This is a genomic window from Nonomuraea sp. NPDC049504 (assembly GCF_040676845.1).
Classification (GTDB): domain Bacteria; phylum Actinomycetota; class Actinomycetes; order Streptosporangiales; family Streptosporangiaceae; genus Nonomuraea; species Nonomuraea salmonea.
The window spans coordinates 1-15,037 of record NZ_JBFAPT010000035.1; the positions used below are offsets into that span (position 1 = coordinate 1).

Below are 15,037 nucleotides of genomic sequence, written 5' to 3' on the forward strand. Positions count from 1 at the left end.
GGCTACCTCAGCCCGATCGACTACGAGCAGCAAACCGTCGATAGGGTGCTGCTCGCCGCATGACAACCGGTGTCCACACTTCGGGGTGAGCCCCCGCCGGCCGCCTCCAGCCGCTCGGGCTCGGCGAACCAGGACGCGGGCAGGTAGAGTTCCCGGTCGATCAGCGCCCGGCTCCCACCAGGGGCGGCGTAGGCGGCGAACACCCCGATCTGACAGTTGGTGATCTTCCCCGCGGTGCCGGTGTATTGCCGCTGCACCCCCGCTGAGCAGTGACCCTTCTTCTCAAACCCGGTGTCATCGACTACCAGCACCCCCTCCAGGCAGCCGAGACGCTCGCCCACCTGGGCCCGTAACGCGTCCCGCACCGCATCGGCATCCCACCGGGCGTGGTTGAGCAACCGCTGCATCCCATCCGGCGTCACATCCCCGGCGTATTCGGCCAGCGACCAGCCGTTCTTGCGTTCCAGACCGCTCAGCAGGCCCTCCACGAAGGCCCGCGCGCGTTGCCGCGACTCGCTGCGGGCGAAGAAGGGGGCCAGCACCTGGGAGAACAACTCATCCAGCGCATCACCCCACTCAGCACCGACATCCTGGGCTACCGTGGACCGCACGGCCACCGCCCGATCATCTTGGATCTCACAATCCCATGGTCATGGCGGTGGCCGTCTCACGTCCGGCCCTTCGCCCAGCCCGACCTCTCCAAGTGCGGCTGGAGTATTAGAGATGACCTGTCAGTCGAGCGACCAATACGTCAGCTTCATTGGATTGAGCATCAACCACACGTTCGTGACGCACTCATCACCGACGTCGAAGGTGATTAGGCCGTATCGATGTCCTTCGTTTCGAATGATGTAACCGAGACCGTCAGCTGTATCGCGTCGCTCAAGACGGAGGGCGGGCTGCTTGCGCAGCACTCCCATGAACCACCGGGCTACGTGATCGGACCCACGGATGACCTGAGGTGCGGCGTTGACGAAGCCGCCGCCGTCTACTCGTAGTTCGACGTCTGGAGCCAACAAGCGGAGCAGATCCTCGATGTCTCCGCCGACAGTCGCATCACGGAATGCCCGAACCACTTCATCATGCTGGCGTGGAGAAACCTGTGCGCGTCTTCCTCGTCGAACGTGGCGGCGAGCGGATGTTGCCAATTGCCTTGTTGCTGCGGCTGAACGACCTACGACACCAGCGATCTCGTCGAACGGGACCCCGAACACGTCATGCAGCACGAACGTCACTCGCTCTGCCGGGGTCATGGCCTCGAGGACCGTCAGCAAAGCCATGCTGACGGCATCATCGAGGGTGACCCGTTCAAGCGGATCAGCGGAGAACTGACTGGAATCCAGTGGCGCCTGTGCGGTGCCTGCGAAAAGGTCAGCTGGAACCGGCTCCGGTAGCCATTGCCCGACGTACGTCTCCCGCCGTGCACGCGCGGAACCCAGCAGGTCGAGTGAGATGCGGCCAGCCACTCGCATCAGCCATGCCGCAGGTGTGGCGATTTCGTCGCGTTCCTCGGGTTCGAGGCGGTACCACCTCGCATATGTCTCCTGCACGACGTCCTCGGCATCGGCCAAAGTGCCCATCATGCGGAACGCCAGCGACAGCAGACGATGTCGCTCCGCTATGACCGAATCGAGAGCCCGTGATTCGTCACGCTCGGCTCCTCCGAACTCCGCTGATTCGGCAGGAGTATCCTCCGGCATGGGGCAACCTTTCCCATCGGAGCGCAGCACGCCTGACCTATGTGCCGGCGGCCAGACGTTCCCCCCTTCCTTCATCATCGCATTCAGGCGGTGGGGATCCCTGCAATCGGGTACCGCACGGTGCCCGTCCGGTACGCGCCGCGCGGAACCATGGCATCGAGGGGCTCCTGTCCGTCTGTGGTCACCACCTCACGATGGTCTCCGCGATGGGCCAGAGTGGCACGGAAGAGGTCGTCGTGGTAGAAGCGGTCGGGTCCGGCGATCTCGACCACGCTTCCCGGCTCCAGCGTCGTGACGGCCTCGGTGAGCAGATCGACGACTTCGTCCAGCTCGACGGGCTGGATGAATGACCTCGGAGCGAGCACCTTTCCGTCCACGGTGTGCTGGTCGATGAGGACAGGAATGTAGCTGTGGAACTGAGTGGCCCGAATGATGGTGGCGGGGATCGAAGCCGATCGCACGGCCTTCTCCTGCGCCACTTTGCCGAGGTAGTAGCCGACCTCAGATGCGTCACCTTCTCCGACGCCGACGATGGAGAGCACGATGTGATGACGCACACCCGCCCGCTTGCCCTCCGCGGTCAGGTTGTCGATCGTTCCCTCGAAGAACGAGATCGCCCCCTCCGCATCGAAGAGGGGGGTGTTGAGGACGTTCACGATGGTGCCGACTCCGACCAGAGCCTCGGCGAGCCCCTTGCCAGAGATCACATCGATTCCGTCCTCAAGCCCTCCTGGGACCACCTCGATGCCCTTGGCCTCCAGGTCGTCGGCGAGGCGGGACCCCACACGGCCGCGCCCACCAGCGATGAAAACCTTCATTTCCGCACTCCGTTCCGGGGCACTGGTCGCTGCCCTCACCAACATGACGACGCAGGCCGGACAAATGTGAGGTTGCGTAGCAGGGTGCTCAGGTGTCGCGTACGAGAAGGTTCTTCGCGGGCGGGTTGGTCGGTATCAGGGCGCTGCGCAACCATCTGCGCCAGTTGTCGGCCCTCTGTGGAGGGAGTGTTCGGACTGAGAGCCTTTCCCTCGGCGGTGGCAGCTGGGTCCGTTCTAGCTTGGCCTAGATCCTTTCGTTGACGTCGACCAGCGCGTACAGGGGCCCGTGGAGCCACTTCTACCGGGCCCGCCCCGCGGCCCTCCCGGGTGGAGGGCGCACGGCCGCTCACTCCACGCACCGCAGAGCCCATCGTTTCAGCACGGCGACGCGTCACCGTCCGGCGTTCCGCAGGCGCTGAAGCCCTGCGCGGTGGACGTGGTCAGCGCTCGTGCCGGCGCAGCAGCCAGCGACGCGCCTCGTCCGCCCCCCAGACGATCAGCGGGAAGGGCGCGGCGAAGGCCAGCATGCCGGGCGTCAGAGCGGCGGTGCCCAGCAGCGCCTGGAACGGCGGGGTGTAGATCAGTACGGCGGCCAGCAGCAGTTCGAAGGCGATGCCCCACAGCAGCAGGGGGTTGGACAGGACGCCGACCGAGCGGAGGGAGGCTCGGTCGGTCCGGGCCGCGAAGGCCGTGCCGATCTGGCCGGTGAGCATGCCGAAGAAGGTCATCGTGGTGGCCTGGAGGTAGGCGTGGTGGAGAGGGCTGCCAGGACCGGTGGGCGCACCGGGACGCCACCCGGCCTGCAACAGCACGAAGAAGAACCCGCTCATGGACAGGACAGCGCAGATCACGCCGAGGAACAGCCACGCGCGCAGCAGCATCGACACGCGGATGACGTTTTCTGAGCGTCTGCGCGGCGGGCGCCGCATGAGTCCGGGCTCGGCCGGCTCGCGGCCGAGCGCCAACGCGGGCAGCGTCTCCGTGCCCACGTCGAAGGCCAGGAGCTGTAGCACTGTGAGCGGCAGGGGTACGGCTCCTCCGGCGAGGGCGAACACCAGGAGCGGGACGATCTCGGGCGTGGTGTGGGCGAAGATGTAGCAGATGAATTTGCGGATGTTGTCGTAGGCCTGGCGGCCCGACCGGACCGCGGCGACGATGGTGGCGAAATTGTCGTCGGTCAGCACCATAGTGGCGGCCTCCCTCGCCACGTCGGTGCCCGCGCGGCCCATCGCCACGCCGATGTCCGCCCGGCGGAGCGCCGGCGCGTCGTTGACCCCGTCACCGGTCATCGCCACGACGTGTCCTTCGGCGCGCAAGGCGTCGGTGATGCGCAGCTTGGCCTCGGGCGAGCTGCGCGCGAAGACGACCTCGCGGTGCTCTCGCAGCAACGTGTCCAGCTCGTCCTCGCTCATCCGGTCGAGCTGCTCACCGGAGACGACGACGGGATCATCACCGACGATCCCCACCTGCCGGGCGATCGCCGCCGCGGTCAGGGCATGGTCACCGGTGACCACGATGACGCGTATCCCGGCCGCGTGGCAGTGCGCCACCGCTTCGGCGACCTCCGGACGCGGCGGATCGTGCATCGCCACCAGGCCGAGCAGCGTCAGGTCGCGTTCGACGTCCTCACGGCGTCGAGGCGTGGTCTCGCGGGCGCCGAGAGGGCGGGTGGCGACGGCGAGCACCCGCAGGCCCTTGCCGGCCTGGAGGTCGACGACCCGCTCGACGTCGCGCCGCCGCTCGGGGGAGAACGGCAGCGTCCGGCCGCCTTCCATGACGGCTCCGCACAGCGGCAGGACCGCCTCAGGGGCTCCCTTGGTGTTCACCCGCACCTCGCCGTCGCGGTCGTCGACGGTCGACATCCGCTTCAGCACGGGATCGAAGTGGAACTGGCACAGCCGCGTGCCCCTGCTTCCGGCGTGCCCGGCGGGGGCCAGCAGTTCCGCCGCCCTGAGCATCGCGACCTCGGTCGGGTCCCCCCTCAAAGTGCCGCGATCGTCACGCTGGACGTTGTTGCAGGCCGCGATGACGGCGGTCAGGTCGCCGAGGGCTTCGTCGCCGGCGTCCCCGCCGTTCTCGGGGTCGTAGGTTCCGGCCGTGGTCCAGACCGTCGTGACCCGCATGCGGTTCTCCGTGAGCGTTCCCGTCTTGTCGGTGCAGATCACGCTCGTCGAACCCAGCGTCTCCACCGCGCTCAGCCGCTTCACCACCGCTCCGCGCCGTACGAGGTCCCGTACACCGAGGGCCAGCGCCAGCGTGATGACCGGCAACAGTCCCTCCGGCACGTTCCCCACCAGCAGTCCCACCGCGAACACCACCGCGTCCGGCAGCGGCAGATGAGCGCCCAAGGCCGCCACCGGGATGAACGCCGCCCCCGTGGCCACCGCGATCACCGCGATGAGCCACGCCACCTTGCGGACCTGACGCTCGAGCGGGCTCTCCTCGCGCTCCACGCGTTCCGACAACGCCGCGATCCGCCCGAGCTCGGTACGCATCCCGCTGGCGAAGATCACCCCACGCGCCTGGCCCTCGGTGCACATCGTGCCCGAGAACACGAGATCGCGAGCCTGCAGCAGCGGCGCCTGCGTGTCCACCGCGTCCGCTGAGCGGAACACCGGCACGGCCTCGCCGGTGAGCATCGACAGGTCCACCTCGATGCCGCCGTCGATGAGCCGGGCGTCGGCGGAGATGCGCTCGCCCTCCTCCAGCAGGAGCACGTCCCCGGGAACCAGCCCGGAGGCCGGTATCGTCTGCGGCCGCCCGTCCCGCAGGACTCTGGCCTGGACCGGAAGGTACGCGGCCAGTGCCTCGACCGCACGTTCGGCCTGGATCTCCTGCGCGAAGGCGAAGGCGGCGTTGATCAGGATCACGATCACGATCGCCACGGCCACCGTCGTGATCCCCGCCGTCCCGGCCAGCGCCGCGGCCACCCACAGCAGCAGGGCCAGCGGGTGCGTGAACTGCCGGGCCAGCTCACGCGGCCAGCGCCGGCCGCCACGGCGGCGCAGCTCGTTCGGGCCGTAGTGGATCAGGCGCCGTGCCGCCTCGCGTGAGGACAGCCCTGAACGGCTGCTGCGCAGGTCACGCAGCAGCAGATCCAACCGTTCGGTCGGATCGACCTGTCGTGCCGAAGGCGGCTCCTCCGCCTGGCTCATCCCTCGCCCCAGTGTCGCGCGGCCGGTGCCGTGGCGTTCCCCCGATGACGGGCCGGGCGAGGCCGGCTGATCGTCGGGTGACACCTCACAGGGATGAGTGCCCCCAGGTAGAAGGGCGAAGACCTTCGTCGCGCCAAGAAGCGGCAGTGGACGGCGAACCACGGGCGTGCGTCGTTACTGAGGGGACTGCCCTTGACCCTTGCCCACGGGTGGCAGTGGCCGCACGGTCGTGCCGTGAACTTCTGACCAGGCCGTACGGCGCAAGGGCCCGGACCGTCGCTTTTCAGCGAGCTTCGTGGGCGCCCCCGGGAGGAGGCACCACGGCCACCGGGCACACCGCGTGGTGGAGCACGCCATGGCTGACCGAGCCCAGCATCGTGGTGGTGAACCCGCCCAGCCCGCGCGATCCCACCACGACGAGGTCGGCCGTAGAGGACGCGTTCCGCAGGGCGGCCACGGGGTGGTCGCAGACCTGATCGTCGAGGATCCGCACGTCAGGGTTTCCTTCCCGCCACGGCACGACCTGCTCGGCGGCCTCGCGCGCCTCCTGCTCGAAGCCCTCGCTGAGCACCCTGTAGGCGGTGGCGTACGAGGACAGGATCGGCGGCCGCCAGGCGTAGAGCACCAGGAGCTCCGCGTCCTGGGCGCGTGCCTGCGCCAGGGCGTACTCCATGGCAGCCCGGGACCGCCCTCCGTCGTAGCCGACCACGATTCTGCCGTGCCGCACCGTGGCGGCCTCGCGGACGACGACGACCGGGCTCGCGGCGTGCCCGGCCAGCGCGAGGCTGGTGGAGCCGAGCACCATTCCGGCGAAGCCGCCCAGCCCTCTGCTGCCCAGCACCAAGCTGTCGGCTCCCGCCGACTCCATCACCAGGTCATCCACCACCGGGCCCGCGAGGATCTCTGTGCCGACCTCCACTTCCGGAGCCAGGCCGCGTGCCCGGTCCGCCGCCGATTCCAGCATCCCGGCACAGTACTCGGCCGTCCCCGCGTCGCGGGCCCACTGCTCGCACACGTGCACCAGGCGCAGCTCCAGCGAGCGTCTGCGGGCGTCAGCCGCGGCCCACTCGACCGCCGCCATCGAGGGCGGGGAGCCGTCCACGCCCGCCACGATCCGTCCGGCCATCTCTTCCGTCTCCCCTCAGCCCTTCACCTACCGCCGCCCTGCTCGCCGCTCATCCGGGCGGCAGTCGTGGGTTCAGCACCTCGGCGGGGGTCACCGCGACCGGGCACCAGGATTCGAGCAGCGCGGTCTGGGTGACCGGGCCGAGCAGCAGGCAGGCGGGAGCTCCGTTCCCCCGGTTGCCGAGGACGAGGAGCGTGGCGTCCTTCGTCGAGTCGACCAGGACACGTTGGGGGCGTTCGGTCACGAACTCGGTGAACACCGTCACCTCGGGGCGTCTGGCGGCCAGGTGGGAGACCACCTCCCTGAACCGGGCCTCCGCGCCCCTGCGCAGCGCGTTGGAGTCGACGAACGGGAGCGGCTCCGGCCAGGACGCCGACCCGCAGTCGGACCAGCAGCACAGGGCCGTCACGCTGCCGCCGCGCAACGCCGCCTCGTCCAGCGCGAAGTCCAGGGCCGCCAGGCTGGGCGGCGAGCCGTCGAGGCCGACGACGACGCGGGCGTCCTGGCCGCCGGGTGGCTGGAGGGACGGACGTACGACGACGACTGGCCCGACGCTGTGGGCGGGCACCTGCACGGCGGCCGATCCCACCTGAAGCCCGTCGAACCCACCCTGCCCACGGGATCCGAGCACCGTCAGCTCCGCCCCGCGCCCCACCTCCAGCAGCACCGCCGCGGGCGTGCCCTTCCCCAGGACCGGCTGGAGGTCCACCTCCGGAGCCAGCTCCTTGGCGCGGCGCACGCCCTCGTCGACGACACCGAGGGCGGCCTGCTCGATCTGTGTCATGACCTCCCGGGCAACCGGCCTCAGGGCGTAGGGCCAGTGCAAGGCGTGACAGACCAGCACAGGCAGCTTGCGCAAACGTGCCTCCTCGACCGCCCAGCGCAGCGCGTCACGGCTCTCGGGCGAGTCGTCGTAGCCGACCAGGATGGGCCGGTCGGCCTGGTCATCACGCACCGCCGCCTCCAGGAGAGGAATGGTCTCTGCCGAGTGAGCCTTCCCGCCGCTCCTTGGGATGAGCCTCACCCACCGGAAAACTCTGGGTCTATCTCGCTTGCCCTGCCCTTTCACCCGCGAGCAGCCGTACCGCCGTGACCTTGTACTCGGGGCACGACGTCGCGGCATCGCCGCGATCCGAGGTGAGGGCGTTGACGCCGCTCGCGGGGAAGTGGAAGGCGCAGAACACCTGGCCCGGGGTCATGTCGTCGCTGACCTGGACGGTCAGGTGCGCCTCCCCGTGGCGGCTGCGCACGGTGACGCGGTCGCCGTCGCCCAGGCGGTGGCGGGAAGCGTCGACGGGATGGACGTCGAGCCGGTCGGTGGGGTCGAGCAGGAGGTTGTCCGTACGCCGGGTCATGCCGCCGGAGTTGTAGTGCGCCCAGCGCCGTCCCGTGACCAGGACCAGCGGGTAGCGGTCGTCGGGTTCCTCTCCGGGCGGCAGGTACGGTGCGGCGCTCAGGTGCGCCAGCCCGTCCGGCGTGGCGAACCGTTCCCGGTAGAGCGAGGACTCGCCGGGCCGGTCGGGATGGCGGCACGGCCAGGGGACGGCTCCTTCCCGGTCGAGCCGTTCGTGCGAGAGACCCGCGAAGACGGGGGCGATCCGGCCGCACTCGGTCAGGGCCTCGGCGGGCGTGGCGCAGCCGAGGTCGGCGCCGAGCGCCGCGGCGACCGCGTGGATGATCTCGAAGTCGGGCCGTGCCGCTCCCGGTGGGGCGAGCGCGGCCCGTACCCGCTGGAAGCGGCGGTCGAAGTTGACGAACGTGCCGTCCTTCTCCAGCCAGGACGCGGCGGGCAACACGACGTCGGCCCTGCGCGCGGTTTCCGACAGGAACAGCTCGTCGCAGATCACCAGCGGGCAGCTCTCCAGGGCCTGGACGACCTGGTTGCTGTCGGGGTCGGTGGCGCACACGTCCTCTCCCAGGATCCACAGGGCGCGCAGCTCTCCGGAGCGGGCGGCGGCGAACATCTCCGGGATCCGCAGGCCGGGCCGGGGCGGGACGAGGACACCCCAGACGCGCTCCGCGCGGAGGCGGGCGTCGGCGTCGGTCACCTTGCCGTACCCGGGCAGGAGGTCCGGCAGCGCGCCCATGTCGGACGCGCCCTGCACGTTGTTCTGGCCGCGCAGCGGGTTCACGCCGAAGCCCCGCCCGGTTCCGACCGCTCCTCGAAGGATCGCCAGGTTGGACAGGGCGCGTACGCCGTCCGTGCCGTGCAGGTGCTCGGTGACGCCCAGCCCGTAGAGGATCGCCGGTCTCTCCGCCAGGCCGAACAGGCGCGCGGCGGCGACGACATCGGCGGCGGGCACGCCGGTGACGGCGGCCGTGCGCTCGGGGGAGTAGCCGGCGAGCAGCGCGGTGAGCTCGGGCAGGCCGGCCGACCGTTCGCGCAGGAACTCCTCATCGATCAGGCCCTCGGCCAGCATCACGTGGGCCATCGCGTGGAAGAGGGCGACGTTGGTCCCAGGGCGGGGACGCAGGTGGACGTCGGCATGACGGGCCAGGCCCACCGCGCGCGGGTCGGCGACGACGAGCCGCGCCCCGCGCAGCACACGCTGGAGCAGTCGCGCGCCGACCACGGGATGCGCCTCGACCGGATTGGCGCCCACCAACAGCAGGCAGTCGGCACTCTCCACGTCCTCGAAGGGGTCGGTCCCGCCCGGCAGGCCGAACGCCGCGGTCAGGCCGGCCGCCGACGGGGCGTGGCACAGCCGTGAGCAGTTGTCGACGCTGTTGGTGCCGATCACCGTGCGCATGAACTTCTGCAGCAGATAGTTCTCCTCGTTGGTGGCCCTGGCCGAGGAGATCGCCGCCACCGCGCCGGGGCCGCCCGCCGCGACCGCCGCGCGCAGCTCCCGGGCCACGTGGTCGAGGGCTTCCTCCCAGCTCACCGGTTCCAGGCGGCCGTCGCGGCGCAGCAGCGGCCGGGTGAGCCGGTCGGGTGAGCGGAGGAAGCCGTGGGCGAAGCGGCCTTTGACACAGGCGTGGCCGCGGTTGACGGGGCCGTCGCGGGCGGGCAGCACGGCGGTCACCGAATCGCCGCCGGTGAGCACGTCCAGGGAGCAGCCGACCCCGCAGTAGCCGCAGGTGGTGCGGGTACCCGGCAGCTCCGGTGTCCGGTCGCCGCCGGACAGGCCGGGTTCGGTGAGCGCGCCGGTGGGGCAGGTGTCGACGCAGCCGCCGCAGGCGACGCACTCGGACTCCGCCCACGGCCCTCCCGTGCCGGGCGCGACCACCGTGTCGGAGCCCCGTCCTACCAGGGTGAGGGCGAAGGTGCCCTGGACCTCGGCGCACATGCGCACGCACCGGCCGCAGGCGATGCACAGGTCCCGGTCGAGGCGGACGTACGGGTGGCTGTCGTCGCGGCCCCGGCCGCCGGCTCCCCGGGCCGTGTCCGGCGCGACGCCGAGGTCGTGGCAGACCCCGGCCAGCTCGCTGCGGCCGTGCTCGTCGTCCAGGGCGCGCGGCGGCAGGACCGAGACGATGACCTCCACGGCCTCGCGGCGCAGGCCGCGCAGATCGTCGGCGTCGACTTCGATCGGGGCGTCCTCGGCGGCCGGGGTCACGCACGCGGCGACCACCTTGCCGCCGGCCCTCACCAGACAGGCGCGGCAGGAGCCGGCCGGCGTCAGGCGGTCGTCGTGGCACAGGGTGGGCAGGCTGATCCCGGCCGCGCGCACGGCGTCGAGGACCGAGGCGTCCTCGGCCACGTGCGCGGTCGTTGCGCCGACCCGTACTCTCATCCGTCCCACCCCGCGAGCCGGTCGCCGAAGGCACGGACGAGGCTGTGCACGGCTGCCGGGACGCGCCGCCCAAAGGCGCAGAGACTGGCCTCACCCATGACGCGGAGCAGCCGCTCGTACTCCTCGCCCGGCCGGCTGTCCCGGACGACCTCCAGGCCGCGCCGCGACCCGACCCGGCAGGGCGAGCAGGCCCCGCAGCTTTCGGCGGCGGCGAACTCCCACACGTGGCGCAGCACGTCCGCGGGGTCGATCCGCTGGTCGAAGGCGACGAGCCCGGCATGTCCGAGCGCTGCTCCGCGAGCGGCCAGATCCGTCTCCGACAGCGGCACGTCCAGCTGATCGGCGGCGAGGAAGCCACCGAGAGGGCCGCCGACTTGGACGACGGTCAGGTCCGAGCCCTCGCGCAGGCCGCCGCCGAGTTCCTCGACGATCCTGAGCACGGGCGTGCCGAGCTCGACCTCGTAGCAGCCGGGCCGGGCGAAGCGCTCGGACAGGCAGACGAGCTTGGTGCCGGTCTCCGACGACGTGCCGCGTGCGGCGTAGGCGTTCCCGCCGTGCTCGACGATCCAGGGGATCGCCGCCAGCGTCTCGACGTTGTTCACGACGGTGGGGGCGTCCCACAGACCGTGCCGCGTCGGGTACGGCGGGCGTGGCCGGGCGCAGCCACGCTCGCCTTCGAGCCCTGATATGAGGGCGGTCTCCTCACCGGCCACGTAGGAGCCGGAACCCTCGACCACCTCGATGTCAAGATCGACGTCTGTGCCGTGGACGCGCCGTCCCAGATGGCCGTCGGCACGGGCCCGCTCGACCGCCATCCGCATGGTGGCCAGCGCGCGCGGGTACTCCGACCGGACCAGGACCACGCCGCGGCCGCCCCCGCAGGCGAAACAGGCCAGCGCCAGCCCCTCCAGCACCCGCCCCGGATCCGCCTCCATCAGCAGCCGGTCGGCGTAGGAGCCCGGATCACCCTCGTCGCCGTTGGCGACCACCACCGTGCCGGGCGAGCGTCCGGCGGCGGCCCACTTGGCGGCCACGGGGAACCCGGCCCCGCCGCGCCCGCGCAGCCCGGAGGCCGCCACCTCGCCGAGAACCTGCTCAGGAGTCCCGGCGCGCAGAACGGCGGGCCACGCCCGCCAGGCGTCCCGGTCCTCGACGACGCCCGCCAGTACGACGGGAGCGCCGGTGGCGTCGGCGGCGGGGATCGGCGGATCGCAGGGGAGCGCCTGGCCGGTGAGCTGGTCGGCGAGCGTCGGCCCCGTGCACGGCGTATCACCGTCGAGGCAGGCGGGGCCGGCGTAGCAGTAGCCGAGGCACCGGACGCCTTGCAGGGAGACCTCCCCGTCCGTGGTGACGTGATCGGTGGCGACGTCCAGCGCCTGTTCGACCTCGCTGACGTGCCCGCCCGCCCGAGCGGCGAAGCAGGCCGCCGCGGTGCAGACCCGTACGTGCCGTCGGCCGTGCGGGGCGGCCAGGTCGGCGTAGAAGGTGGCCGGCCCGAGCGCCGAGGCCGCGGGCAGCCCGAACCGCGAGGCCGTTTCGGGAGCCCACGTCTCGACGGGTGCGTGCCCGGCCGCGGCTTCCTCGGTGAGGGCGTCGAGCAGTCGGACCCCGGGACGGCCGCGACGGTCCGCCAGGGCGCGGAACGCGTCGAACCGGCTGTGAGTACCCACGTTCCTCTACATGCACCCTTGGTCCTGGCCGCCACACTCCTGGGAGGGTCAGACTTGGGCAAGGGACCGTCCACGGTCGTGCTGAGTGGTTCTGGTTACCCGTGTCTTGATGTTGGCTTCCAGAAGGTGAAGGTCGAGGACCTACGGAAGGCGGGGGGAGGGTGATGCGCGAACCGACCGTGGCCGGCGTCCATGTCTCGACGACACCAGAGTCGGGACGAAAGACGGTGATCGGGGGCCGATGGCCCCGTACATGACTCCCCGCCACCGGCGGGGACGGCCGATGGCGAGGAAGACACGCAGTCAGACCTGCGGTGGTACGTCCTGCTCGTCCTGCGGGTGGCGTTCGACCTGGATGGACCACTCGGCGGCGGCCCCGGCCATCGCGGCCACGGCCGTGACGACGGGAGCGGCGATCAACGCCACCACGCCGACCGTGACGGGGACCTCCATCACCGTGTGACCGTGCGAGTCCTTGACGATGATCCTGCGAACGTTGCCCTCGTGGATCAGGGTCTTGACCTGGTCCGCGAGTTCGCTGCCGTGGACCTTGGCCTCTTCCGGGGCCACTGCCATCTCGCTGCTCCTCATCTTCGGCTTCTGCCAGCATCCCGGCGGTGGGGGCGTGGGAGCAGAGGCCAAGGTCCTATGGCGACAGGGCCGGACGGTTCCACTCCCGCGCACGCGACATGCGGGTGAACCCGTCCCCGAGCCGGGGCCGCCTCCTGCTCGGGACGGGCGGTGACGGACGTGCTGTGGTCAGGCGCCGCCCCACATGGGGATCTCGACGATGTCGTCGTGCTTCCAGACGAGGTTGTTCCGGACGGCCACGACACCGTCGATGTTCTCGGTCAGGCTGACGGTGGTGAGGGCCTGGCTGTGCTCGGTCAGCGTCCCGGACAGGGTGACGACTCCGTCGGCGACCGTGATGTCCAGGCCGGCGGCGTCGGATCCGAGGACCTCCCGTGCCTCGCGTTCGATCTCGGGGTCGGGGCGGAGGAAGACCTTGAGCAGGTCGCGGCGGCTGACGATGCCGGTCAGGCGGCCGCCCGCGTCCACCACCAGCAGGCGCTTGACGCCGTGGCGGTCCATCAGCCGCGCGGCCGACACCACCGCCGCGTCCGGCGTCGTGACGTGGGCGGGAGCGGTCATCAGCTCACCGGCGGTCTCGCCGAGCGACTTGCGGCGGCCGCTGCCCTCACTGCCCGCGGCGTGGCGGAGGCGGGCGCGCAGCGGCGGACGGTAGTCGTCGCCGTAGTAGCGCTCCTTGAACTCCTCCTTGGCCAGCAGGTCGGCCTCAGAGACGACGCCCAGGACGTGGTTGTCGTCGTCGAGCACGGGCAGGCCGCTGACCCCCTTGCTGATCATCAGCTCGGCGACGGTGTGGAAGGAGGCCTTCTGGTTGACAGCGACCACTTCGGTGGTCATCACGTTCTCGACGGCCGGTCTCATGGCGATCTCCTGACATGCCTGACCCGGACGATTCCGGGCACCGTACGGGCGAGCACGTCGGCGATGCGGTCGGCATGCTCATGGGGTGGCCCGCTCAGCTCGGCCACGCCGTCGTGGACGGCGACGTCCCAGCTCGGGCCGAAGGGGTACTGCTCGCGCAGCGCCGCCGTCACCTCCTGGCGCAGATCCTCGCCCGGACGGGCGAGCATGGCGATCAGGTCGCGGCGGCTGACCATGCCGGCGATCCGCCCGCCGTTCACGACCGGCAGGCTCTTGACCCGTTTGCCGACCATGAGGTCGATGGCGACGGTGACGTCGGTGGTCTCGGTGACGGTGACGACGTCGCGGGTCATGACCTCCATGACCCGGCAGGGGAGCGGTTCGGAGGCGTGGGCGTCCGGGCGGACGGTGGCGCGAGGATCGGGCTCGAACTCCCCGCGCAGCAGATCCAGTTCGCTGACCACGCCGACCAGCCGTTCGTCCTCGTCGACGACGGGGGCGGCGGTGATGTCCTGGCCGTGCAGGACCCGGATGGCCCGCCGTACCGGATCGGTACGGCGGACGGTGACGGCCGGGCTGCTCATGACCTCGCGGACCAGCATCGTTATCGGGCCTCCCACGTGGAGTCATCGGTCTTCCAGGTGAGCTTGTCGACGACGTCGACCACGCCGTTGACCCGGCCGGTCATGCGGACGGCGATGCCCGCCTCGGTACGGCGGTCCATCCAGCCCGACAGCGTCACGATCCCCTGTCGTACCTCCACCCGCACGCCGGAGGTGTCCACCCACAACTTCTGGTCGAGGATCTCGTCGCGTACCACGGCGGCGATCTCCTCGTCCGGGCGCAGGAACAGCTTGACCAGGTCGCGGCGGCTGACGATGCCCTGGAGACGTCCGTCACGGTCGACCACGGCGAGCCGCTTGACGTCGTGGGCGTCCATGAGACGGGCGGCCGAGACCGCGGACGCCTGGGGGGAGACGGTGATCGCGGGACTGGTCATCAGCTCGGCAGCGGTGTCGCCGGCGGCCTTCTGACGGCCCTTCGGGCGGCGTAGCCGGGCGCGCAGCGGAGGCTGGTAGCCCTCGCGGTAGAACAGCTCACGGAACTCCTCCTTGCGCAGCAGGTCGGCCTCGGACACCACACCGACCACGTGCTCCTCGCCGTCGACGACGGGGACGGCACTGATGCCGCCGGTGATGAGCGCTTCGGCGATGTCCCTGAACGGGGTGGCGGGGGTGACGGACACGATCTTGCCGGTCATCACGTCTGCGACGGTCATCTTCATGGGGGGCGGCTCCTTCCGTGAGCTTCGTTCCTGCCCTCATCACAACTCCGGCCGAGCCGGGCAAGTAGGGCCGGAAGTCCCGAGCGGGCGCCGC

Annotated in this window: 11 protein-coding genes and 1 pseudogene; all 12 read right to left on the reverse strand. The window is 70.8% G+C overall.

Features of this window, described 5'->3' with window-relative positions:
* Nucleotides 1-89: 89 nt before the first annotated feature.
* Nucleotides 90-563, reverse strand: a pseudogene (locus tag AB0K28_RS43925) (transposase); the annotation flags it as partial.
* A 168-nt stretch (nucleotides 564-731) separates the two neighbouring features.
* On the reverse strand, nucleotides 732-1,700 hold the full coding sequence (gene sigJ, locus AB0K28_RS43930) for an RNA polymerase sigma factor SigJ (protein ID WP_364382441.1): 969 nt from the start codon (nucleotides 1,698-1,700) through the stop codon (nucleotides 732-734).
* Between the two features lie 83 nt (nucleotides 1,701-1,783).
* Nucleotides 1,784-2,518: an NmrA family NAD(P)-binding protein gene (locus tag AB0K28_RS43935; protein WP_345408435.1), complete on the reverse strand. Its 735-nt coding sequence runs from the start codon at nucleotides 2,516-2,518 to the stop codon at nucleotides 1,784-1,786.
* Nucleotides 2,519-2,958: 440 nt separating this feature from the next.
* Nucleotides 2,959-5,673, reverse strand: a complete 2,715-nt coding sequence (locus AB0K28_RS43940; protein WP_364382444.1) for a cation-transporting P-type ATPase — start codon at nucleotides 5,671-5,673, stop codon at nucleotides 2,959-2,961.
* A gap of 283 nt (nucleotides 5,674-5,956) precedes the next feature.
* Nucleotides 5,957-6,799, reverse strand: a complete 843-nt coding sequence (locus tag AB0K28_RS43945; protein ID WP_345408429.1) for a universal stress protein — start codon at nucleotides 6,797-6,799, stop codon at nucleotides 5,957-5,959.
* Nucleotides 6,800-6,848: 49 nt separating this feature from the next.
* A complete protein-coding gene (locus tag AB0K28_RS43950) occupies nucleotides 6,849-7,754 on the reverse strand; it encodes a universal stress protein (protein ID WP_364382448.1) in 906 nt (301 codons plus the stop codon).
* A gap of 88 nt (nucleotides 7,755-7,842) precedes the next feature.
* Nucleotides 7,843-10,536 carry a formate dehydrogenase subunit alpha gene (gene fdhF / locus AB0K28_RS43955; RefSeq protein WP_364382451.1) on the reverse strand — a complete coding sequence of 898 codons (2,694 nt, stop codon included), beginning with the start codon at nucleotides 10,534-10,536 and terminating at the stop codon, nucleotides 7,843-7,845.
* Complete coding sequence (locus tag AB0K28_RS43960; RefSeq protein WP_364382454.1) at nucleotides 10,533-12,206, reverse strand: NAD(P)H-dependent oxidoreductase subunit E; 1,674 nt, start codon at nucleotides 12,204-12,206, stop codon at nucleotides 10,533-10,535. The genes fdhF and AB0K28_RS43960 overlap by 4 nt, the downstream gene beginning before the upstream one ends.
* A 303-nt stretch (nucleotides 12,207-12,509) precedes the next feature.
* Nucleotides 12,510-12,782 (reverse strand): DUF4342 domain-containing protein, encoded by a 273-nt coding sequence (locus AB0K28_RS43965; protein WP_345408421.1) that lies wholly within the window; start codon nucleotides 12,780-12,782, stop codon nucleotides 12,510-12,512.
* Nucleotides 12,783-12,965: 183 nt separating this feature from the next.
* Complete coding sequence (locus AB0K28_RS43970) at nucleotides 12,966-13,658, reverse strand: CBS domain-containing protein (protein ID WP_345408419.1); 693 nt, start codon at nucleotides 13,656-13,658, stop codon at nucleotides 12,966-12,968.
* Nucleotides 13,655-14,260, reverse strand: a complete 606-nt coding sequence (locus AB0K28_RS43975; RefSeq protein ID WP_364382458.1) for a CBS domain-containing protein — start codon at nucleotides 14,258-14,260, stop codon at nucleotides 13,655-13,657. The genes AB0K28_RS43970 and AB0K28_RS43975 overlap by 4 nt, the downstream gene beginning before the upstream one ends.
* A 2-nt stretch (nucleotides 14,261-14,262) precedes the next feature.
* Nucleotides 14,263-14,943: a CBS domain-containing protein gene (locus AB0K28_RS43980; RefSeq protein WP_345408417.1), complete on the reverse strand. Its 681-nt coding sequence runs from the start codon at nucleotides 14,941-14,943 to the stop codon at nucleotides 14,263-14,265.
* Nucleotides 14,944-15,037: the final 94 nt, after the last annotated feature.